General features: G+C 64.5%; 17 protein-coding genes. 5 read left to right on the top strand and 12 right to left on the bottom strand.

The window, feature by feature from the left end; genetic code table 11:
• Positions 1-597: 597 nt before the first annotated feature.
• Positions 598-951 carry a type II toxin-antitoxin system RelE/ParE family toxin gene (locus VG320_RS09695; RefSeq protein WP_327199897.1) on the top strand — a complete coding sequence of 118 codons (354 nt, stop codon included), beginning with the start codon at positions 598-600 and terminating at the stop codon, positions 949-951.
• Positions 948-1,268 carry a helix-turn-helix domain-containing protein gene (locus tag VG320_RS09690; protein ID WP_327199896.1) on the top strand — a complete coding sequence of 107 codons (321 nt, stop codon included), beginning with the start codon at positions 948-950 and terminating at the stop codon, positions 1,266-1,268. The genes VG320_RS09695 and VG320_RS09690 overlap by 4 nt, the downstream gene beginning before the upstream one ends.
• A gap of 47 nt (positions 1,269-1,315) precedes the next feature.
• Here VG320_RS09690 and VG320_RS09685 read toward each other — a convergent pair whose 3' ends face one another.
• The 3 genes from VG320_RS09685 to VG320_RS09675 form a co-directional block, all read right to left on the bottom strand.
• Complete coding sequence (locus VG320_RS09685) at positions 1,316-1,705, bottom strand: RidA family protein (protein ID WP_027815644.1); 390 nt, start codon at positions 1,703-1,705, stop codon at positions 1,316-1,318.
• A 90-nt stretch (positions 1,706-1,795) separates the two neighbouring features.
• Positions 1,796-3,277, bottom strand: a complete 1,482-nt coding sequence (locus VG320_RS09680) for a D-aminoacylase (protein ID WP_327199895.1) — start codon at positions 3,275-3,277, stop codon at positions 1,796-1,798.
• A gap of 103 nt (positions 3,278-3,380) precedes the next feature.
• Positions 3,381-4,373, bottom strand: coding sequence for a MurR/RpiR family transcriptional regulator (locus VG320_RS09675; protein ID WP_327199894.1), 993 nt, complete (start codon positions 4,371-4,373; stop codon positions 3,381-3,383).
• A 177-nt stretch (positions 4,374-4,550) separates the two neighbouring features.
• Here VG320_RS09675 and VG320_RS09670 point away from each other — a divergent pair, with 177 nt between their 5' ends.
• The gene (locus VG320_RS09670) at positions 4,551-5,843 is read left to right on the top strand and encodes an amino acid deaminase (protein WP_327199893.1); all 1,293 of its coding nucleotides are present in this window, start codon (positions 4,551-4,553) and stop codon (positions 5,841-5,843) included.
• Positions 5,844-5,855: 12 nt separating this feature from the next.
• Here VG320_RS09670 and VG320_RS09665 read toward each other — a convergent pair whose 3' ends face one another.
• Both VG320_RS09665 and VG320_RS09660 read right to left on the bottom strand, forming a co-directional pair.
• Positions 5,856-6,326, bottom strand: a complete 471-nt coding sequence (locus VG320_RS09665; protein WP_327199892.1) for a MarR family winged helix-turn-helix transcriptional regulator — start codon at positions 6,324-6,326, stop codon at positions 5,856-5,858.
• Positions 6,327-6,381: 55 nt separating this feature from the next.
• A complete protein-coding gene (locus VG320_RS09660) occupies positions 6,382-7,977 on the bottom strand; it encodes an MDR family MFS transporter (RefSeq protein ID WP_327199891.1) in 1,596 nt (531 codons plus the stop codon).
• 110 nt (positions 7,978-8,087) lie between these two features.
• Between VG320_RS09660 and VG320_RS09655 the strand changes: the two genes are divergently transcribed.
• On the top strand, positions 8,088-8,918 hold the full coding sequence (locus tag VG320_RS09655) for an EcsC family protein (RefSeq protein WP_327199890.1): 831 nt from the start codon (positions 8,088-8,090) through the stop codon (positions 8,916-8,918).
• Here VG320_RS09655 and VG320_RS09650 read toward each other — a convergent pair.
• From VG320_RS09650 to VG320_RS09640, 3 genes are all read right to left on the bottom strand, one after another.
• Positions 8,888-9,892, bottom strand: coding sequence for an alpha/beta hydrolase (locus VG320_RS09650; protein WP_327199889.1), 1,005 nt, complete (start codon positions 9,890-9,892; stop codon positions 8,888-8,890). The genes VG320_RS09655 and VG320_RS09650 overlap by 31 nt on opposite strands.
• 58 nt (positions 9,893-9,950) lie before the next feature.
• Complete coding sequence (locus VG320_RS09645) at positions 9,951-10,385, bottom strand: CHRD domain-containing protein (protein WP_327199888.1); 435 nt, start codon at positions 10,383-10,385, stop codon at positions 9,951-9,953.
• A gap of 272 nt (positions 10,386-10,657) precedes the next feature.
• Complete coding sequence (locus VG320_RS09640) at positions 10,658-11,779, bottom strand: porin (RefSeq protein WP_327199887.1); 1,122 nt, start codon at positions 11,777-11,779, stop codon at positions 10,658-10,660.
• Positions 11,780-12,245: 466 nt separating this feature from the next.
• On the opposite strand from VG320_RS09640, the gene VG320_RS09635 reads away from it, so the two are divergent.
• Complete coding sequence (locus tag VG320_RS09635; RefSeq protein WP_327199886.1) at positions 12,246-13,187, top strand: LysR family transcriptional regulator; 942 nt, start codon at positions 12,246-12,248, stop codon at positions 13,185-13,187.
• Positions 13,188-13,387: 200 nt separating this feature from the next.
• Here the strand turns inward: VG320_RS09635 and VG320_RS09630 are convergent, their stop codons facing one another.
• The 4 genes from VG320_RS09630 to VG320_RS09615 form a co-directional block, all read right to left on the bottom strand.
• Positions 13,388-18,091, bottom strand: coding sequence for an ATP-binding protein (locus VG320_RS09630; protein ID WP_327199885.1), 4,704 nt, complete (start codon positions 18,089-18,091; stop codon positions 13,388-13,390).
• A gap of 17 nt (positions 18,092-18,108) precedes the next feature.
• Positions 18,109-18,810, bottom strand: a complete 702-nt coding sequence (locus tag VG320_RS09625; RefSeq protein ID WP_327199884.1) for an aquaporin — start codon at positions 18,808-18,810, stop codon at positions 18,109-18,111.
• A 259-nt stretch (positions 18,811-19,069) separates the two neighbouring features.
• A complete protein-coding gene (locus VG320_RS09620; protein ID WP_327199883.1) occupies positions 19,070-19,777 on the bottom strand; it encodes a response regulator transcription factor in 708 nt (235 codons plus the stop codon).
• Positions 19,778-19,848: 71 nt separating this feature from the next.
• On the bottom strand, positions 19,849-20,496 hold the full coding sequence (locus VG320_RS09615) for a response regulator transcription factor (RefSeq protein WP_327199882.1): 648 nt from the start codon (positions 20,494-20,496) through the stop codon (positions 19,849-19,851).
• Between the last annotated feature and the right edge of the window lie 478 nt (positions 20,497-20,974).

The raw sequence follows: 20,974 nt of genomic DNA, 5'->3' as shown, positions 1-20,974 counted from the left end.
GCAGGCCGACGATTTCGTCGCCCGCGCTGTGGGTTTTGGGCTGCGCCTTGATCTGCGGCTGCGCTTGCGGCTGCGCGGCTGTGGGCACGTCAATGCCGTCGAGACGCTCGGCGAGATTCGGGGACATCGCTTTGTTCATGGCGAGGTCGATCTGGAAGAAGACGGGAGATGAACGCGCGGCGTCAGACGACGGCGCGCGGGCCATGGTTCGGGTTGCGGCGGCGCGCATTGGCGCGGGACGGCGGACGGCACGAGGCCGCGCACTTCGCGGACTGGAACATGGCAAACGTCTCCGGTTTTGCCCGCTGGAGCGCACTCGGGGCGCGGCTGCGGGCTTTTCTTTAGGTTTGGCCGAGGTTGACGTGGGTACTGCGATGTATGTCAGCCCGGATGGATCGGATTGTAGGGCGGATTTTCCGGGATCTCCAATATGTGATTGGGTCGCTCATATATTGGGAATATTGGCCTTATCCGGATGGCTAACGATGCGGCACGTCTTGATGGAATCGAGGGCGCAATCGCCCGTCCTTGCAGAGAGTTGAGCCATGTCATCCCCGCTGCGCGCGGGGTGGCGCGAACCTCTGGAGGAGATATAAGATTTTGTATAACCTAAAACTTGAGAAGCGCGTGCGGTTTTGCGGCAGCGCGCTTGCGGATCTCCACGCGTTCCCCTTGAGCGCGCGCAAAGAGGCTGGCAGGCAGATTCGCCTCGTACAAGGCGGGCACGACCCGGACGACTGGAAACCCGTCAACCCGGTCGGGCCGGGCACGCGAGAAATCCGTATCCGGGAAAACGGCAACGCTTTCCGCGTCCTCTACGTCGCGACATTTCGCGACGCGGTCTACGTGTTGCATTGCTTTCAGAAGAAGACCGAAAAAATCCCCTTCGCCGATATGTCGCTTGCCGCGCGCCGTTATCGGGATATTCGCAACCAGGAGCACGGATCTTGAAAATCGAGACTTTCGACAACGTGTGGGACGCCATCGAAAACACGCCCGGCGACGCGGCAAACATGGAACTGCGCTGCCAGTTGATGTTCGCACTGACACAGCACATCAAACATCACAAGATGACGCAGGGTCAGGCCGCGCAACTCTTTGGCGTGACGCAGCCTCGCGTTTCCGATCTCATGCGCGGCAAGATCGACCGGTTCGGCATTGACATGCTTGTCAACATGGCGGCTACAGCAGGCATGAAGATCGAATTACACATTCACGAAGGCACACCGCGCGATTCAGATGCACAAGAAAAAGCGGCCACCCGGTAACCCAGGCAGCCGCTTTTCTACAACTCGAGCCACGCGCTCGCGGCGCGTTACTTCCCTGCCGGCGCCTTGTACGCGACGCAATCCACTTCCACCTTGCAGTCGATGACCATGCTCGACTGCACGCAGGCGCGCGCGGGCGGATGATCGCCGAAGTACTCGCGGAACACCTTGTTGAACGACTGGAAATCGCGCGCATCGTCGAGCCACACACCGCAGCGCACCACGTGTTCCGGGCCGTAGCCCGCTTCCTTGAGGATCGCGAACACGTTCTGGATGGTCTTGTGCGACTGCTCGACGATACCGCCGTTGATCACTTCGCCGTTTTCCATCGGCGTCTGGCCCGAGACGAACAGCCAGCCATCGGCTTCCACCGCGCGTGCGAACGGCAGATGTTGACCGCCCTGGCCCTTGCCGCCTTCCACTCCATATCGTTTCATCGTTTGCTCCTTTGGGTTCGTACGGCGCGCGCGTGCGTCTGGGTTTGCACCACGGTTCTGCACCACGCGCCGAGGGTCGAAATTCAGTTTTTAAAAAGCTGCCGCGTCGGCGTTCGCGTCGCGCGGACCGCGCGCGACAAAGTGGCCCGCACGCTCGCCGGTAGGCTGGCCGTCGCGATACGACAGCACGCCGTTCACCCACACGGCGTCGATGCCTTCGGCCACCTGCTGCGGCTGGTCGAAGGTCGCGCAATCGCGCACCTTTGCGGGATCGAACAGCACAAGGTCGGCATGCCAGCCCACGCGCACTTCGCCGCGCTGCGCGAGACCGAAGCGCCGCGCCGACAGCCCGGTCATCTTGCGCACCGCCTCTTCGAGCGGCAGCAACTGCGCGTCGCGCGCGTAGTGGCCGAGTACGCGCGGAAAAGCGCCCCATAGACGCGGATGCGGCAGCGGGTCGTTCGGCAGTCCGTCCGATCCCACCATCGTCGCCGGATGCGAGAGGATGCGGCGCACGTCGTCCTCGGACATGTTGTGATAGACCGCGCCCGCGGGCTGCAGCCGCTTGCCCGCTTCCTGCTGCGAGACACCCCATTCGGCGGCGATGTCCTTGATGAGCTTGCCCGCCTGTTCGGGATGCGGCGTGGACCACGTGATGGTGATGTCGATATCGCCCGTCACCTGCTTCAGATCGAGCGTCGACGAACTGCGGCTGTACGGATAGCAATCGCAGCCCACCGGCTGAAACTTGCGCGCGCCGTCCAGCGATGCGAGCACCTCCGTGCTGCGGCCCCAGTTCGACGGCCCCGCGCACTTCAGATGCGAGATCACCACGGGCACGCGCGCGTGCTTGCCGATGTGATACGCCTCGTCCATCGCTTCCAGAATCGCTTCGAATTCGGTGCGCATGTGGGTCGTGTAAAGCGCACCGGCAAGCGCGAGCGGCTCGGCGAGCGTGGCGACTTCTTCGGTCGAAGCCTCGTAGGCCGATCCGTAAGCGAGTCCCGTCGACAAGCCGAGCGCGCCGTTCACGAGCGCTTCTTCGAGCTGCGCGCGCATGGCCTCGATCTCTTCGCTATTGGCGGCACGTTTGAGATCGTCGAGATGATTGTTGCGCAGCGCCGTATGGCCAATCAGCGCGCCCACGTTCACGGCGGGTTTGGCCGCGTTCACGGCTTGCACATAGGCCGCGAAGGTCGGGTACTGGAAAGCGTCGCGCGGGCCGAGCAGATTCATCGGATCGGGCGGCTCGCCCTTGAGCGAGACCGGCGACGCGCTGATGCCGCAATTGCCGACGATCACCGTCGTCACGCCCTGGCTGATCTTGGGCAGCATCTGCGGCGCGCGGATCACGTGCGTGTCGTCATGCGTGTGCACGTCGATGAAACCCGGCGCGAGCGCGCGTCCATTGGCTTCGATCACTTCTTCGGCGAGCCAGTTCGAAAGATTGCCGATGGCGACGATGTGTCCGTCGCGCAGCGCCACGTCGCGTTCGACGGGCGGCGCGCCGGTGCCGTCGTAGAGCATGGCGCCGACGATCAGGGTGTCGGCGGCTTCGGGATGCGAATGCATATCAGGGTCTCCTGTCGATCCCAGACGGGGTAATCGATTGACTCGGCGATTGACTCAGCGAATTTACTCGCTCGCTACGCGAATTGCGCTGTGAGTTGGCCAATCAGTCGCCAAGCGGCTGGCGCTCGCCGCCGCGCCCGGCCGTGCCGCGATGCGCGTCCAGCGTATGTTTCATGCGGCGCAGCAATTCGCGGCTTTGCTCGGGCTGCGACAGCGCGAGTTCGGTAACGAGCACGTCGAGCGCCATCATCATCGCGTAACGCGACGACGACGGCTTGTAAATGAAATCGGTCTCGCTCGCGACGATCGGCACAAGCCAGTCGGCCAGCGCCGCCAGCGGCGAGGCGGGCGCGGTCAGTGCGACCAGCTTCGCGCCATAGTCGCGCGCGATGCGGCAGGCGTCGAGCAGTTCGGGCACGCGCCCTGTCACGGAAAGCGCCACGACCACGCAATCGGGCGTGAGCGTGCTCGCGACCATGCGCTGCAGCAGGCTGTCCTGATACGACGCGACCGGGCGGCCGAGCCGCACGAGGCGATAGCGCATTTCGTCGGCCAGTGCGCTGGAGCCGCCGCCCATGCCGAACACGTAGATCATGCGCGCTTCGCGCAGCGCCGTGGCGGCGTCCTCGAACGGCGCCTGGCGCAGCAGCTCGTGGTTGCGCGCGAGTGCGCTGTGGATTTCCTCGTACACGCGAGTGGCCAGCGATGCGTCCGCCGCGTGCGCCGTTGCGGCATCGTCCGCACGCTGTTTGCGGCGTTTGCCTTTGCCCTCGCCGCCTTCGCCCTTGCCGGCCTTCCCGTTCGGCACCGCGCGCAGGAAGCGCTCGCCGACGGCCGCCGCCTGGGCAAGACGCAGCTTGAGTTCGCGCACGTCCTGGCAACCGACGGTCTTGGCGAACCGCGTCACGGACGCCACGCTCACGCCCGCGCGCTGCGCCAGCTCGCCGATGCTGGCACGCGCGGCGGCAGCCAGATCGTCGAGGATCAGGGAGGCGACATCGCGTTCGGCCGGACGCAGATCCGGCACGCATTGCGTGATGCGCGCGACGATATCGAAACGGCCTGTGAATCGATCAGACTCAGCAGCGGGATTCATGGAAGTCGGGCAAGATTCAGAGTGGACTGCGGGGAAGGCTTCCGGGACGCCGGGGTATGTCTGTTAATAAATAACATTTCACGCAGAGATGGTACTTTGTGTACTATCACCGAGTCAACGCCTCAAGCTGTCTATACCGTAATATCAGGCGTTATGGAGAATATGGAGCGAACGGAAATGAAAGTTACAAACTATCAGAGTGCGACAGTCGACCCGAATAGCAAGGGCCTCGGCAACGTGCCAGGCGCGAGCGTGCCGCTTGCCGACGCCGCGCGTCTCGAATGGAATCTGCTCGCCGAGGACGTGAGCCTGCCCGCCGCCGTTCTATATGCGGATCGCGTCGAACACAACCTCAAGTGGATGCAGGAATTCGTCACGCGCTACGGCGTGAAACTCGCGCCGCATGGCAAGACGACGATGGCGCCGCAACTCTTTCGCCGCCAGATGGACGCGGGCGCGTGGGGCATCACGCTGGCTACCGCCCATCAGACGCGCGCCGCGTATCGCGGCGGCATCTCGCGCGTGCTGATGGCAAACCAGCTCGTGGGCCGCCGCAACATGGCGATCATCGCCGAACTCCTTAGCGACGCGAACTTCGAATTCTTCTGCCTCGTCGACTCGGTGGAAGGGGGCGAGCAACTGGGCGAATTCTTCCGCGCAGCGAATCGCACGCTCGAAGTGCTGCTGGAACTGGGCGTGCCGCGCGGGCGTACCGGCGTGCGCGACGCGCAAACGCGCCGGGCCGTGCTCGAAGCGATCGAGCGCTATCCGGATTCGCTCAAGCTCGCGGGCGTGGAGATTTACGAAGGCGTGCTCAAGGAAGAAAGCGAAGTGCGCACCTTCCTGCGCGACGCGCTCAACGTGACCGAAGAACTGGCTGCGGCGGGCCGCTTTTCGCGCGCACCGGCACTGCTTTCGGGCGCCGGGTCGGCGTGGTACGACATCGTCGCCGAGGAATTCGCGCAGGCCGCCAAGGCTGGCACGATCGACGTCGTGCTGCGCCCCGGCTGCTATCTCACGCATGACGTGGGCGTCTACAAGAAGGCGCAGTCGGACATCCTCACGCGCAATCCGGTCGCGCGCGAAATGGGCGTGGCCTTGTTGCCTGCGCTTCAGCTATGGGCATATGTCCAGTCGATTCCGGAACCGGGCCGCGCGATCATCGGCTTTGGCAAGCGCGACGCGGCTTTCGATGCGGGCTTTCCGGAGCCGTCGCGCCACTATCGTCCGGCGCGTGATGGCGAAGTCCATGGCACGCCGCGCGAAATCGACGCCCAGGAAGGCTGGCAGGTGTTCCAGATGATGGATCAGCACGCCTATCTGCAGATTCCGGCTGGTGCGGATATTCAGGTCGGCGACATGATCGGCTTCGATATTTCGCACCCTTGCCTCACCTTCGACAAGTGGCGTCAGGTCCTGATGGTCGATGGCGAGTATCGCGTGACCGAAGTGATCGAAACGTTCTTCTGATCGTTCTACGTTTCAGTCGGCGGAAGTGGCGGCAGCGGGACCCGCATCGGTGTTCAGCGCCGCCGCCACGCCGATGCGCTCTTCCATCATGCGCAGCGCGCCCGACAGCGCCGTAAGCGCATCGTCGGGCAGCGACATCGCCACGCGCAGGAAATCGTTGCGGCGCGGCAGGCCCGCTTCCACCACTTCGCGTCCCGCCGCCGTCAGCGTGACGTTGGTGATGCGGTTGTCGCGCTCGTCGGCGCTGCGCGCGATCCAGCCCAGCGACTCCAGCAGCTTCAACTGGCGCGTCAGCGCGCCCGGGTCCACGCGCAGACGCTCGACCAGACGCTTCTGCGACGACGCGCCGTCCTGCTCGTGCAACGCCAGCAGGATGCGCCAACGCGGCAGCGGATGGCCGACCTGCGCCTCGAACGCCGACATGAACGCACGATAAGTGCGTCCGAATTGCTGCATGATGGCGATGCGGTCCTGTGCTTCCATGCTGTGTTTTCCTGCCTGATTCCAGATATTGCCGATTAGATGAACGCGTGCGCGCTCAGTCGGCGTGAATGACCGGCTCGACCTTGCGATGCAGCTTGATGAGCGGCACGCGCCGCGTCTGCCACACCGACACCAGCGCCACCACCGCCGCCATCGCGATACCCAGATGGATCGCGCCCACCAGCGCCTCGCGCGCGGCTTCGAGCAACGGCGCGCCATTGTGCCCGGCCTTCGTCAGTTCTCCAACGAGCGCGCTCTGGGCGTCGCGGTTGATCAGAATCTGCGGATCGGCGAGTTGCGTGAACCAGTGCAGCGCGCCATCGGCATCGAGCGCCTTATGCACGCCGCTCGAATAAAGCTGCGTGACCAGCGTGCCGGTCAACGCCGTGCCGATCATCCCGCCGATCATGCGCAGCGATTGCAGCAGCGCCGTGGCGATGCCCAGATGCTCGCGGCCCGCCGTCTGCTGCGCGAACACCGTGAGATTGGGCATGACGAACCCGAGCCCCAACCCGCCGACGATCATCAGCGCCATCAGCAACCCGCGCGGCGTGTTGTGCGAAGCCAGCGCGACCGCAAAGCACGCCAGGGCGAGCATCGCGAAACCGATGTAAAGCATGCGGTTCGGATTGCGGATGCGCGACACGATGCGCCCGTTCGCAATGCTGCCGATGGTGATGAACACCACCAGCGGCGTGATAACCAGACCCGCCTCGTTCGGCGACATGCCGAAGCCGCCCTGGAACAGCAGCGGTGCGTAGAACAGCAGCGAAAACATCGTGAAACCGCCGAGCACCGCGAGCGTGAAGAGCGCTTTGAGGCTGGCGTTACGGAACATATCGACGGGCAGGATCGCCTGAGGGCAGCGCCGCTCCCACTGCCACAGCGCCCAGCCGGAGGCGCTGGCCAGCGCGAGCAGCCCGAGCGCCGACAGCGTCACGCCATGCTCGGGCAGCCGCTCGACGAAAAGCTGCAGGCTGCCGAGCGTCACGGCGATCAGCAGCGCGCCGGGCCAGTCCAGCCGCATGCGCTCCTTGTGCGCGATGTGGCGCAGATGCGGCAGATAGCGCCACACGAAGACCAGCGAAATCAGCCCAACCGGCAGGTTCACGTAGAACACCGAGCGCCAGCCGTAGTACTGCGTGAGAAAGCCGCCAAGCGATGGCCCGACCGCATTGGCGATGCCAAATGCCGAACTCATCATCACCTGCCAGCGCAGGCGCACGACCGAATCGGGAAAGAGATCGGGAATGCAGGCGAACGCGGTGCCCACCAGCATGCCGCCGCCGATGCCCTGCAGGCCGCGCGCGATGACCAGGAACATCATGCTGTTGGCCGCTCCGCACAGCACCGAAGCGCCAGTGAACACGACGATCGACGCGATCACGAAGGGCTTGCGCCCGTAATAGTCGCCCAGTCTGCCGAAAATAGGGACGGTAATGACCGAGGTCAGCAGATAGGACGTAGCGACCCACGCGTAAAGCTCGAAGCCGCGCAGCTCGGCGACGATGGTGGGCAGCGCGGTGCCGACCACGGTCTGGTCGAGCGCGACCAGCATAGTCACGAAAGAGACGCCGAGCATCGCCAGCAGCGACTCCCGGAACGGCAGCACCTGGCCGCTAGAGTGATGGGCGGCGGTATGAACGGCCATTTTTTGATCCCGCAACGATTGACACGTCAAAGGATTCACAGTTTAGCATGCCCGATCCTCGATAAACTGGGGGTCGAGCGGCGTTCGCCGCACCGTCATCCGGGAGACTTATGGCGTCATTCAGCGAACTTTCTGAAGCCGATCTCGCCGCGCTCAAGCGCGCCAAACACGAACTGGAAACACCGCCGCTGGGCATGAAGCTGGCCGCCATCGTCGGCGCGCCGGTCGAAAAGCTGATCGCGAAACTGCCCGCCGTCGCCAACGACAAGGTCAACGACGCCACCCAGGCGGCCCTGCGCAAGTGCCTGCAACTCGCGCTCAAGACGCTCGGCAAGCAGGGCGAGAGCGCGCTTGCGGCCGTCGTGCCTGCGAAGCCCAGCAATCTGCTGCACAAATTCGCGGTCGCGACCACGGGCGCGGCGGGCGGCGCGTTCGGCCTGTTTGCTTTGCCGGTCGAATTACCGGTGACGACGACGCTGATGTTCCGCTCGATCTGCGACATCGCGCGCAGCGAGGGCGAGGACATCACGAAGGCCGACACCCAGCTCCAATGCCTCACTGTGTTCGGCATGGGCGGGCGCTCCGCCTCCGACGACGAAGCCGACTTCGGCTACTTCGTCGTGCGCGGTGCGCTGGCTCAGGCGGTGTCGAAAGCCTCGTCCGAGATGGCGGCCAAGGGCTTCGCGGCGCATGGCTCGGCGGCGCTGCTCAAGCTGATGCAGACCGTGGCCGCGCGGTTTTCCGTGCAGGTGAGCGAGCAGGTCGCAGCGAAATCGATTCCGGCGATCGGCGCGGTGCTGGGCGCGATGGTGAACACCGTGTTTATCGACCACTTCCAGAACGTCGCGCATGGCCACTTCACCGTGCGGCGGCTTGAGCGCCAGTACGGCGAGGCCGCCGTGCACGCGGCTTACGACGGGATCGACGTCGCGCTCGATTGAGCGGGTGGAGAGGCTGACGCTGCGCCTGACGGCGCGGTTTTCTGTGCGCGCGCGGTCGTGTCGATCGTCGTCACGCGCTGGACAAAACGCGCCGAATCGTCGAGCGAGCGGCGAGCTTCAGGCATGAACGGCGCGTAGATCGGCCAGACATGCGGCAGGCCGCGCGCGATTTTGCATTCGACGTGGACGCCCGCTGCTCGCGCACGATCGGCAACGCGGCGCGTATCGTCGAGCAGCGTCTCGGTGCTGCCCGCCAGCATGAAAAGCGGCGGCAAGCCGCAAAAATCGGCATACAGCGGCGAGACATAAGGATCGCTGGCACTGACTCCGGTGGCCTCGCCAAGATAAAGCGCGGCGACGCGCGCGAACACGTCGCCGCAGAACATCGGATCGCGGCCGTCGTTTTCGACAATCGAGGCGCCCGTCACGGCCAGGTCGGTCCACGGCGAATACAGGAGCGCACCGGCCGGCAGTTTGTCGCCGGCATCGCGCAACGCTACGAGCGTCGCCAGCGCCAGACCTCCGCCCGCCGAGTCGCCGGCGATCACGAGCGAATCGGCACGCACGCCATCGGCCAGCAATCGCCGGTAGGCTGCGAGCGCGTCGTCGAGCGCCGCCGGAAAGGGATGCTCGGGCGCAAGCCGGTAATCGAGCGAAAAGACATCGGCGTCGGCACGCGTCGCGAGACCATACGTGATCGCGCGATGGGTCCTTGGCGAGCAAAAGTAATAGCCGCCGCCGTGCAGATAGAGAATCGTGCGCGGCGCCCCGCCCTCGCGCACGAGCCATTCGCCGCGCAGTGGAACATCTGCGTGCTCATACTGCTCGCGCAACTGCCAGCCTGCGGGGACCTGCGGCAGCCACACGCGCTTTTGCGTACCTGCCCGCGTGCGCGCGACGTCGATGGGACAGCGCGTCGCCGGCAGAAAGCGGCGACGCAGCCACCAGCAGATGAAGCGGCTTTGCAGACTCATGACAGTGCGTGTGTGCGGGTCGATCAGTCAGTCATTGCGCGGTCATTTCGTGGTCACATCAATTCGCGGGCAACACCTGACCGCGGATCTCGCCCGACGGATTCTGTTGCGTGTGCACGTTGAAGTACCACTGCCCGGCCATCAGATCGGTGACCTGCTTGTCGGTGAGCGTGGCGCTGCCCTTGATCGGGCTGGGCAGTTCACCCTTGGGAATCGGCACCTGCACGCCAGCGTTCTGTCCAACCGGCGCGGGTCCGTGGAAGTGTGCGGCGGTGACCGGGGTTGACAGGCCTTCGTAAGTGACGGTCCAGTTCAGCGATTTGCTCGACGTGTCGAACGTGGCGTTGAGCATGCCGTGTCCGTGACTCACACGCGGGGGCACTTCACTGGAAGGTTCGAGATCGGCTTTCAGCGCGACGGTATCGGCAAACGCGGCACCGGAGGCGAGAACACACAGAGCGAGAGCGAGCTGAAGAGGGCGAAGCGCTTTCATGGGATTTCTCCTTTGTTGTGACGCGCTGCACCAGAAGAAACCGTAAGCCATTGCCGGCCGCAGTCGCGTAGCCACATGCTAGAGCAAATCCGCCGATGACGTCCGCAGTGACATTGCCGATGACGGCACGACAAGGGAAATCGCGGGCAAAAAAAGAGCGCCGCGAACGGCGCTCTGAACCCAAGTACTACCTTCTACTTTGCTACCCGCTTAACCAGGCAGCCCGGTGCATTGCCGGACCGCCAGGATCTAGCGACGCAAACGCGTCTGAATTAGAAGCGGTGACGGATACCCGTCGTGACGATGCCCTGGTTCTTCGACGACGAGAAGTTGTCCGAACCCTGATAGCCGACTTGCGTCATGCCGACTGCGTTCTGGCCAGCGCCCCACATACCGACGCCTTCGAGGTAGACGTCCGTGCGCTTCGAGAGCGCGTAGTCAGCCTGCAGCGCGAACTGATGCCAGTGCGCCGAGTTGCTGCCGTTTGCGTTGAGCGACGAGCCGTTCACGTTGGTGTACGTGTACATTGCGCCAATGCCGAGTGCCGGCGTCAGGTCGTAATGCAGGTTGCCTTCGATGTTGTTGAAGCGCACCGAATTGCCGAACGAGTCGTTCAGACGCGACTGCGTGAACACGACGCCGCCGATCATCGGGCCGTAAGCGTAGCTTGCGCCTGCGCCCCAGTTGCGCTGACGGTTGTTCGCATTGACCGCGCCGAACGTATTGGCCAGCGGCGAACCCTGAACCGAGCCGTTGCCATTTGCGTCCACGCCGTTGATCTGCGTGTACGCGGCGCCCAGACCCAGGCCGCCGTAGTTGTAGCTCATACCGGCGCTATACGCGCGGTTCATCGCGAAGCCGCCAGCCTGGTTCGAGAACGCATACATGCCGCCGAACTTGAAGCCCGACAGGTTCGGGCTTGCGTACTTGATCGAGTTGTTCAGCGAGAACGTGCCGTTGAGGTCGTCGTTGTCGAGGATGTGCGACGTGTAGGTGCCGCCCCAGCTACCGACTGCCGTCATCGGCGCGACGTAGTCCATCATCGAGTCGAACTGGCGACCGAGCGTCAGCGTGCCGGACTGTGCCTGCGTCAGACCCACGAACGACTGACGATTGAACAGGCCGCCGTTCTGCTGGCCGTTCGCCACGTTAAAGCCGCTTTCGAGGGTGAAGATCGTCTTCAGACCGCCGCCGAGATCCTCGACGCCACGCAGGCCCCAACGGCTCGCCTGAACGTTGCCGCTCGTCACGGCGTAGTTAGCCTTGCTCTGAACGTTGGTCGTGTAGGTGAAACCGGCATCGACGATACCGTAGAGCGTCACGCTGCTTTGAGCGTACGACGCCGATGCGAAAGTCGCGGCCACTGCGGCCGCGATAGCCAGACTCTTTTTCATGGTGATTCCTTCGTTTTAAACCTTTCGGCATTGGTGGACGATTTCGCCGACAGCACGTCGGCCCGCTTGGTCCCCTCACGCCGCAACAACGGCGCCGCATTAATTTGCAAGCCGAAGTTTATTGGCGTCACTTTTAGAGCGGCCATCCCTTGCCAGCACAAAAGGCTTTTCGAAAAAATCAAACGCCTGGCTACCTGCTCGCGCAATCGCTTGATGCACAACGCGTACGCGCAATCTCAATTTCCTTCGCGGCAAGCAGGACGAATCCGTATCCCGATATAGCGTTGTCGCCGGGCAACACGATCAATACGGGACAAGCCGCGATTCAGATCAGTCCCATTCCGTAGGGCGATGCGTGTCGGTACGATCCGACAACCCTCGCAGCATCGCCTGCATCGGTCCTCGTCCCTTTCCAGAAGAAACGCCCACCAGCGCCACCCCATTCATGCTGACGCGTCCCAAGACCATGAATCAGCTTCAGGCGATGCGCGTATTTCTGAGCGTCGCCGATAACGGCTCGTTCGGCCGCGCCGCCGCGGCCCTCAAGATGTCGAACGCAGTAGTGACGCGTTACATCGCCTTGCTCGAAGCGCATCTCAATACGCGCCTCATCAACCGCAATACACGCAGCATTTCGCTGACCGAAGCAGGCGGCGAATACGCGCAGGCTTGCCGCCAGGTGCTGGAAGAGCTCGAGCGCATCGAAACGCAGATTGCGCATGGCGTGTCCGTGCCGTCGGGCACCTTGCGCCTCGTCGCGCACGCATCGTTTTCGCTACACGGCCTCACGCCGCTGCTCAAGCAATATCTCGCGTCGTTTACGCAGGTTCGCCTCACGCTCACGCTGCTGCATCGCCCAGTCGATCTCATCGAAGAAGGTTTCGATGTCGGCATCGTCGCGCCGCGCCAGGTGAGCGGCGGCACGCTCATCCGCCGCCCGCTCGTGACCGTCGCGCCGGTCGCGGTGGCGTCGCCTGCCTACCTGGACCTGCATCGCGCGCCCGGGCATCCGGACGAACTCGCACGCCACACCTTGCTCGCGCCGTCAGCCGATATCCACGGCAACGAATGGCATTTCGACGACCCTGACGGCATGCGCGTAGCGGTGCTGATCAACCCAGCCTACGCCGTGAACAATTCCGTGATGCTGCGCCAGGCGGCGCTCGCCGGGATGGGCATCACGATCCTGCCGGCCAATCAGGTGGCCGCCGATCTCGCCGAGGGAACGCTCGTGCGCGTGCTGGCCGACTACGCGATCCGCGACGCCGACAAGGAACTCTCGCTCGTGTATCCCGGCCGGCGTCACGTACCGGCGAAAACCCGTTCGTTCGTCGATTTCACGGTGGACTGGTTTCGCCAAAACGAAGTCACGCGCCAGGCGATTATCGACACTACGTGTAATAGTTAATTGATGGTTTTTATCTCGATTTTTGGCGACTCGCGAACTATGCTTGTTCCTGCGAGAAGTGACTCTTCATCGAAGGGTCTCCAAGCTTGAACGCGGCTTCGGCCGCGTTTTTTTTCGCCTGAATCTTTTCTGTCAGAACTGCCAGTTTCGCGTCATGTTCCGATCATGAACGGATCGGCACACACGCTAAAAATCATCCGTCAGGCCAGCAGCGCAGCCTGCTGTTCGATCCCATCGAGCATGGTGTGACAGGTCCGCATCAGCGCCAGGCCTTCTGTTCGAAGCTGCTGCGGCGCGTGACTGTTCATGTGACGGCGATAGGTCTCCAGCACGGCGAGCAGCGCCGGATAATGCAGGACGCCCACCGCGCCCGCGAGCCGATGATGCCATTCGCGCAACCGCGCGATGTCGACGTCTTCCAGCAGTGCCGGCAGCGCGTTCAGATCGTCGCGTACCGAGTTCACAAATGAGCCGAGCAGCGTCTTCACCGTCGCCTCGCTGCCCCAGACCTGAATCATGTGCGGAAGGTCGAGCAGTTCACCCGCGCCCGCACCATCCGCGTTGCCGACCGCATCGCCCGCTGCGTTGGGCGCAGTCTGTGCGGCGCCCTGGCCCGCGCGCGCGTCGTGCGCGTGCGTTATCACGCGATCCTGCGCCGCGCGCTGGCCACCCTCCGCACCGAACCAGCGCGAGAGATACTCGCGCAGCGTCGCAAACCGCGTAGGCTTGATCAGACAGTCGTCCATGCCGGCTTCGCGGCACAGGCGCATGTTCTCGGGCGCGGTGTTGGCCGTAATGCCGAGAATCGGCAGGCGCACCTGGTCATGTTGCGTATTGAACTTACCTTCGCCCTCGCCTGCGCGCCGCGCGCGCGCCGCCTCGATCTCACGCACGCGACGCGCGAGGTCGTAACCCGAGACGTTCGGCATATGGCAATCCGTGATAAGGCAACCGTAGCGCGAGTGCTTGAGCGCCTCCAGCGCCTGTGCGCCGTCATTCACCACATCGCAGGCGAAGCCCAGCAGCGCAAGCTGGTGGCGCATCAGTTCCTGGTTCACGGGATGATCCTCGGCGACCAGGATGAGGCGGCCAGCCGCGCGTTCTTTCTCGCGATCGGGCGCGACCAGTGCGGTTTCGGTGGACAGCGCGGGCCGCGCCGCGTTTGCGGGCAGACCGGTGATCGCCATCGCGCACGCCGCCCCGAGTCCGTGCCAGGAAAGCGGATTGACGCTCACGCGCACGCCGCTCTCCACGACCCGATAGCCGCTGGGCTTGGGGTTCTCCGTCAGGCGGATGATGGGCACGCCGAGATCGTCCAATTCGCCCGCCAGCGCCTCGGACGCGAACACGAGATCCACGCCGCCCTGCTGCGTCAGCTTGCGCAACGCCCGCCGTCCGGCCAGCCTCGTGTGCCCCGTTCGTCCCGCCTGGGCGCGCGACATCTTCATGCCTAGCGCCGCGCCAAAGTGCATCAACGCGTCGGCGACTGGCGCGTCGTTGCAGAACACCAGCGCGCGCTTGCTGCGCAGGCCGTTCGCATGGCCCGCCTGGGTCTCCACCGGCAATTCGATATGGAGCGTCAAACACGTGCCGCGCTCGACTTCGCTACGCAATTCGAGCGTGCCGCCCATCAACGACGCGAGCTTACGGCAGATCGTCAGGCCGAGACCCGTGCCGCCGAAGCGCCGCGTAGTCGACGTTTCGGCTTGAACGAAGGGCTCGAAGAGCTGCGCCTGGGCTTGTGAGGCGATGCCGATACCCGTATCGGCCACCGAAATCGACACGCGCTGGCGCGCCGCGCCGTTGAGGCCATCCGCCGGGCTCACCGCCTTCACCGCACTGGCCGACACGCTCACGCTGACCTGGCCATGTGGCGTGAACTTGATCGCATTACTGAGCAGATTGAAGAGAATCTGCCGCAGCCGCACGCTGTCGCCGCGCAACTGCGCAGCCACGTCCGCGCCAACGTCCACACGCACCTTCAGCCCCTTTTCGTGCGCGCGCCCCGCGAGCAGCCCCACTGCGTTATCGACCAGTTCCCGCACGTCAAACGGCTCGCAGTCGATCACGAGCCGTCCCGCCTGGATCTTCGAATAATCGAGCAGGTCATCGAGAATCTGCAGCAGCGCTCCCGCGGACTCATGCACCATGCCAACCATCTGCGTCTGGTCGGGATTGAGCGGCGTGCGCTCCAGCACCTCGACCAGACCGAGCACGCCGTTCATCGGCGTACGGATCTCGTGGCTCATCATCGCGAAGAATTCGTCCTTCGCGCGCGAGGCCGCTTCCGCCAGATCGCGTGCGCGTGACAGGTCGGCGGCGCGGGTGTGTTCGACGTTGGCGTCCACCGCATAGCCGCTCCACACTACGGCGCCATCTTCCTTGCGGCGCGGCACGAATTCGGCGCGCACCCATAGCAGGCCGCCCGCACCGTGAAAGCGGAACTCGGCGTTGACCGGCAACAGCAGGCGCGCCGAGCGCTCGAGCGCCGCCGCCAGGCGCGCGCGGTCGCCGCGGTGCACGCGCGCGAGATCGAGCGGGCTGGTGCGCATGAGTTGCGTGGCCGCGTCGCCAAGCAGGCGTTGCGTATCGCCGCCAAGGAAGGGGAAGGTGTACTGGGCGTCACTTCCGCGTTGCAGCTGGAAAACGAGCGCGGGCAGCGAATGCGTGACGTCCGAAAGCAGCCGCTCGGAAGCGCGTGCGCGCATTTCGGCGCGGCGAATGTCGGTGATGTCGATCATGGTGCCGAGCACGCAGAACGGCACATCGCGCGCGTCACGACACAGGCGCGTCCAGAGAATGCCATGCCGGCGACCGCCCTCCCGGCCAACTGAGCCGCCTGGCTCGTCGAACACGAGTTCGACGCGCTGGCTCTCGCCCCCTGCCATCGTTTTCGCGTAAAGCGCATCGACGCGGCGGCTGTTTTCCTTGCCCCATGCGGCCACGTCCGCGCCAGTGCGGCCAAGCACCTCGCCACGCCGCAGACCGGTCATCTCCTCGTAAGCGCGGTTCACCGCCAGATAGCGGTTTTCGAGATCGCGTGCGCCAAGCGGATACGGAATCATCTCCGTCATCGTGTCCTGCAACTCGACCTGGCGCGCGAGCACCTGCTCCGCGCGACGGCGCCGGCGCATCTCGCGCTGCAGCAGCACGTAGGCGCGCAGCGTCACGAGCAGCACCACGCCGAACGCGATCACGAACGGCAGCAGGCGCAGCGCGTTCATGCTCCAGCGGCCAGGACGCTCAGCCGCGGCTGCGGTCCAGCGATTGCGGATTTCCTGTTGTTCGATGGGCGACATCGCGTCGAGTGCGCGATCGATCAGCCCCTTGAGCGGCGCGAGATCGCCATGCACCGCAAAGGCCATCGATGCGTCGGTGCCCAGCGCCCCCACCACCTTGAGCGATTCGAGATATTGCCGGCTTAGCGGACCGTCGAGCGCGGCGGCGTCGCCCACCAGCAGATCGGCGTCGCCGCGCTGGACCTGCGCCAGCCCGGCTTCGAGCGTCGCCGCGCGCTCGGTGCGCACCGGCTGGGCTTCGCCGAACAACTGTTGCGCCGACGGCGCATGCGGCGCCAGCACGATGCGGCGATCGACGAGGTCGCGCGGGCTGCGCGACATCGGCTCGTCGCGGCGGCCCACGATCACGAGCGGATAGTGCTCGAAGGGTTGCGTGTAGAGCGTGCCGGCGGCGAGGTCACCGTCGCCCTCGGCCGTCGCGACCATCGCCAGCTCGCCGCGCCGGAAACCCGCATCCGCGTCCAGCCAGTTCGCAATCGGCACGAGCTCGAACGTGACGCCAAGCGTGCGGCTCAGATAATCGAGATAGTCGTTCGCCATTCCGGTGGCGCGGCCGCGCTGGCTCGCGTAACTGAACGGCAGCCAGCCCGGATCGAAGCCCACCTTGAGCGGCGATAGCGAATGCAGCCACGCGCGCTCGGCCGGATCGATATCGAACGACGAGACGTGCGAATCGCCGCGCGTCCCGGCTTTGCCGTTACCGCCGCCACTACCGCCGCTGCCGAGCCAGCGCATGCGCAGTGCGGCGGCAGCGGCTGGCCGCACGCCGCCCGCAGCGACGTTCAACTGGTCCCGCAAAGCCGTTTTCGTGACCGGCACGCCAAAGCGCATCTCGCGCAGCGTCGAGCCCTCTTCGAAAGCGACGCTCAGCCCGCGATAAGCGGCGAGAGAAAGTTGATAGCGCACGACCGGCGCAAAACCGGCGTAGACGTCGGCCCTGCCTTGGGCGACCGCAAGCAACGCTGCGCTGGTATCGGGGAGCAGGATGATATCGGCGTGGGGAATGCGTTCGCGCAGGATGGTTTCGAGCACATAGCCCTGCTCTACAGCGATACGCGCGCGCGCGAGGCGCTGCGCCGTGGTCGCGAGAGCCTCATTGCCCGCGCGCGTGACGAAGGCGCTGTTGCCGCTCAGATACGGCACCGTGAAAGCAAGACAGCGTTCGCGCTGCGGCGAGCGCGCAATGCTCAAGACGATATCGATCTGGCCGGCGCACGCACCCGCAAGCAGCGCGCGCATGTCCGGATAGACCCGTGGCACAAGCCGCACGCGCTGGCCGACGAGCAGGCGCAGGTAATCGGCGCTGAAGCCATCTACCATGTCGCCATCGAGGACTTCGAGCGGCGGCCAGCCGCCCGCGACAATGCCAACGATGAGCGTGGACGGCATGGTAGGCGTGGCCGCTGCCACGGGGGGCTGCCACGGTAACGGCAAGGGCAACCCGGAGTGAGATGTGGACGAAGCCGTGAGCGCGGCGGCGCATGCGCTGCCCGTAGCCATGCCCCCGAGCACGCAACCCAGCACGCACGCGCGAGCGAGCGCTCGCGCACCGTCACGCAGCGCGAGCAGGAAGGCCAACAGGAAGGTGGATGGCGGCGCGCTCATGAACGGGGCGTGGCGGCTCAGCCGCCGCGGCGCAACACAACACGAAGGAAGAAGCCGGCAGCGATGGCGCCCAGCATGGGTGCGGCCCAGAACAGCCAGAGTTGATCGAGCGCCCACTCGCCGACGAAGAGCGCGGGTCCGGTCGAGCGCGCCGGATTCAGGCCTCCGTTGCTGACAGGAATCGCGATCAGATAGGCTGCGGCCAGGCATGCACCGAGCGCGGCCGGCGCTGTGCGGCGCCGTTGCGCCGAAGTCGACATGACGAGATGGAGAAGCGCGAAGGCGAACGTCATCGCCAGTTCGACGGCGAACACCGCCGACGGCACGTATTCGCAGGGCGAATGTTCGCCGTAGCCGTTGCTGCCAAAGTCGGAGACCGCGAAAGCGAAGCCCGGCCGACCGCTCGCCACGGCGGCGAGCAGCGCCGCGCCCACGATTGCGCCTGCGTTCTGCGCAGCAATATAAGGGGCGACTTCGCGCGTGCGAAAACGTCCGGCGATCGCGTAGCCGATGGTGACGGCGGGGTTGAAATGAGCACTCGAGATGCGCCCGCAAGCGTAGGCCGCGACGGCCTGGGCCAGACCAAAGGCGGCGGCCATCTCAAAGACGTTCCAGCCCTGCGTGGGCGCGCTTGAGTTGAGCGCCGTGCTCGCGCAGCCCACGAACACGAGCCATGCCGTGCCTGCGGCTTCGGCAGCCAAACGCTCGCAGAGCTTCATTGTCTGTGTCCCTTTCCGGTTGCTGCACGCGAACCGTTAGTGCGCCGCTACTGAGCCGGCAGCCTTGTCAAAGGCGGGATCGAAAATTCGTGATGGCGCGATAGTTCGCGCGTCGAGTTAAAAATTATGATCAGGCAGGCTGTCTGATCAGATAGGACAACTCTGAAAAATGCGAAGCATGCACGGCGTCCGCGCGCGGCAGAATCCGACAGACGAACCGACTCGCGGCGCAGTTTGCAGCAGGCCTGCGCGCCCGCTGTCACTCGGGCTCGACGGTGTGCACGACGCCGCACTCAATCGCGAACCGGTATAGCTCGATATCGCTGGTCAGTGCGAGCTTCTTCATTGCCGCGCATTTCTGCGCACTGATGGTCTTGACGCTGCGCCCAAGCTGGTTGGCGATCTCAGTCACGCTCAGGCCTGTGGCGTACCACGAAATGACTTCGTACTCGCGGCGCGTCAACACGTGATGGACATGCGCATGCCGCTCCTCGCGCGCGGCCTTGTCGAGCAGATCGCGCACCGTCGGCCCGAGATATTGCTCGTTCGCCATGGCTGAGGCAATCGCAACTCCAATCAGGTCGATGCGGTCCCGCTTGCTCAGCACGCCCTCGACGTCGAGTTCGATCGCGTCGCGCAGCACGCTGGCGTCGTCGTCCATTGTGAGGACGACGATGGGCTTGCCGGCATGCTCGCGGCGGAAACTGCGGATCGCTTCGTGGCCCTCGTCATAACCGTCGCCGGGCATGTGCAGATCCATCAATACGACATCGAACGGATGTCGCGCGGCCTCGTTGAAAAGCTGCCCGACGGTCTGCGCGCGCGCGACCACGCGCATATTGGGCAGCGTGGCGATCAGGTTTTCGAGTGCGAACAATACGAGCGGGTGATCGTCCGCGACCAGGAGGCGTAGCGACTGCGCCTGCTGCGCGACTTCCGGATCGGGCGCCGCCGCCTGGTTACGCACGCTGCTCTCGCGCCCAGGCGCGGACGACAGATGAGCGGGCCATCTACGGTCCCGGTTAGGTGGCGTGGGGCTCATAGCAGTCCGTTAGCCCGCACAAAGGCGAACAGCCCCGCATCGTTACTCACGCCGAGCTTCGCCATGGCGTCGCGTTTCTGACGGCTCACGGTGCGCACGTCGCGGTCGAGCGTGCGGGCAATTTCGGTGATCGTGCGGCCGTGCACGAACTGACGGATGACCTCCGATTCGCGAGGCGACAGACGCGGCACGCGTGCGCTTTCGGCGCGCTCGGTGCCCGCCGCCGCGAGTTCTTCGAGGATGGAGCGGCTCACGTAGCGCAGCCCGTTGCCCGCGCCGCGTACGGCGGCAATGAGGTCGTCCATGGGTTCGCTCTTGCGGATCAGCGCCGTCACGCCGGTGTTCATGACCGAGCGCAGGATGGCGGCATTCGCAATGCTGGTGAGTACGACGATGCGTTGTTGCGGCCAGTCGCGCCGCAAACGCCGCACGAGGGCCAGGCCGTCTTCGGACGCCCCAGGCTCGCCCGGCATCGTGAGATCGGTGAGTACGATGTCGCACGGCACGTTTTCAAGCGCGCGAAACAGCGCACGCGGATCGGCCGCTTCGCCGACGACCTGGATTTCTCCTGTCGCCTCGAGCGCGGAACGCACGCCTAGCAATACGAATGGATGATCGTCAGCAAGGACGACTCTTAGCTTCAAGGTGGCTCTCTCTCGATGTAGTTGGGTATCGGATCGGCCGACGCGTGCCCGGGCCGTTTGTCGGGCGGCACCATTTTTTTGGTTGTTCGACACGCAACGCTTCTGAAGGCCCCATCTGAACATCGATTAAAGATTGCCAGAATAGGAAATATCCTAATCATCAAAACTCATTCAAACGTAATTGAATCATTTGTTATGCGAATTAAACGCATTAGATTCGCATAATTCTCATTTTGATATTTTTAACTTAAGACAATGTCCTGTTTCGACGTCATACCATCGTGCTGTTGCCAGTACGGTGCTCCGCTGAGCGAGCGCGTGGAACCATGGCAAATTGCGAACGCTTCGAACCCGGCCGTGCGAATGCGGGCCACGCTAGCGCCGCGCATCCCGCGGCGCTCAACCACACGGCAGGCCAGCCGGCGAGCGCCAATAGCATCGGAATGACGGAGGGCGCGAGCCAGAACGCGATGAAGGC

This window comes from Paraburkholderia sp. (assembly GCF_035948235.1).
Classification (GTDB): domain Bacteria; phylum Pseudomonadota; class Gammaproteobacteria; order Burkholderiales; family Burkholderiaceae; genus Paraburkholderia.
This window is presented reverse-complemented; position numbering and strand designations above follow the sequence as displayed.

Excerpts from the sequence above, each read along its gene's own strand:
- VG320_RS09685 (WP_027815644.1), bottom strand. The coding sequence starts at position 1,705 with ATGAAACGATATGGAGTGGAAGGCGGCAAGGGCCAGGGCGGTCAACAT.
- VG320_RS09680 (WP_327199895.1), bottom strand. The coding sequence starts at position 3,277 with ATGCATTCGCATCCCGAAGCCGCCGACACCCTGATCGTCGGCGCCATG.
- VG320_RS09675 (WP_327199894.1), bottom strand. The coding sequence starts at position 4,373 with ATGAATCCCGCTGCTGAGTCTGATCGATTCACAGGCCGTTTCGATATC.
- VG320_RS09670 (WP_327199893.1), top strand. The coding sequence starts at position 4,551 with ATGAAAGTTACAAACTATCAGAGTGCGACAGTCGACCCGAATAGCAAG.
- VG320_RS09665 (WP_327199892.1), bottom strand. The coding sequence starts at position 6,326 with ATGGAAGCACAGGACCGCATCGCCATCATGCAGCAATTCGGACGCACT.
- VG320_RS09660 (WP_327199891.1), bottom strand. The coding sequence starts at position 7,977 with ATGGCCGTTCATACCGCCGCCCATCACTCTAGCGGCCAGGTGCTGCCG.
- VG320_RS09655 (WP_327199890.1), top strand. The coding sequence starts at position 8,088 with ATGGCGTCATTCAGCGAACTTTCTGAAGCCGATCTCGCCGCGCTCAAG.
- VG320_RS09650 (WP_327199889.1), bottom strand. The coding sequence starts at position 9,892 with ATGAGTCTGCAAAGCCGCTTCATCTGCTGGTGGCTGCGTCGCCGCTTT.
- VG320_RS09645 (WP_327199888.1), bottom strand. The coding sequence starts at position 10,385 with ATGAAAGCGCTTCGCCCTCTTCAGCTCGCTCTCGCTCTGTGTGTTCTC.
- VG320_RS09640 (WP_327199887.1), bottom strand. The coding sequence starts at position 11,779 with ATGAAAAAGAGTCTGGCTATCGCGGCCGCAGTGGCCGCGACTTTCGCA.
- VG320_RS09635 (WP_327199886.1), top strand. The coding sequence starts at position 12,246 with ATGAATCAGCTTCAGGCGATGCGCGTATTTCTGAGCGTCGCCGATAAC.
- VG320_RS09630 (WP_327199885.1), bottom strand. The coding sequence starts at position 18,091 with ATGAGCGCGCCGCCATCCACCTTCCTGTTGGCCTTCCTGCTCGCGCTG.
- VG320_RS09625 (WP_327199884.1), bottom strand. The coding sequence starts at position 18,810 with ATGAAGCTCTGCGAGCGTTTGGCTGCCGAAGCCGCAGGCACGGCATGG.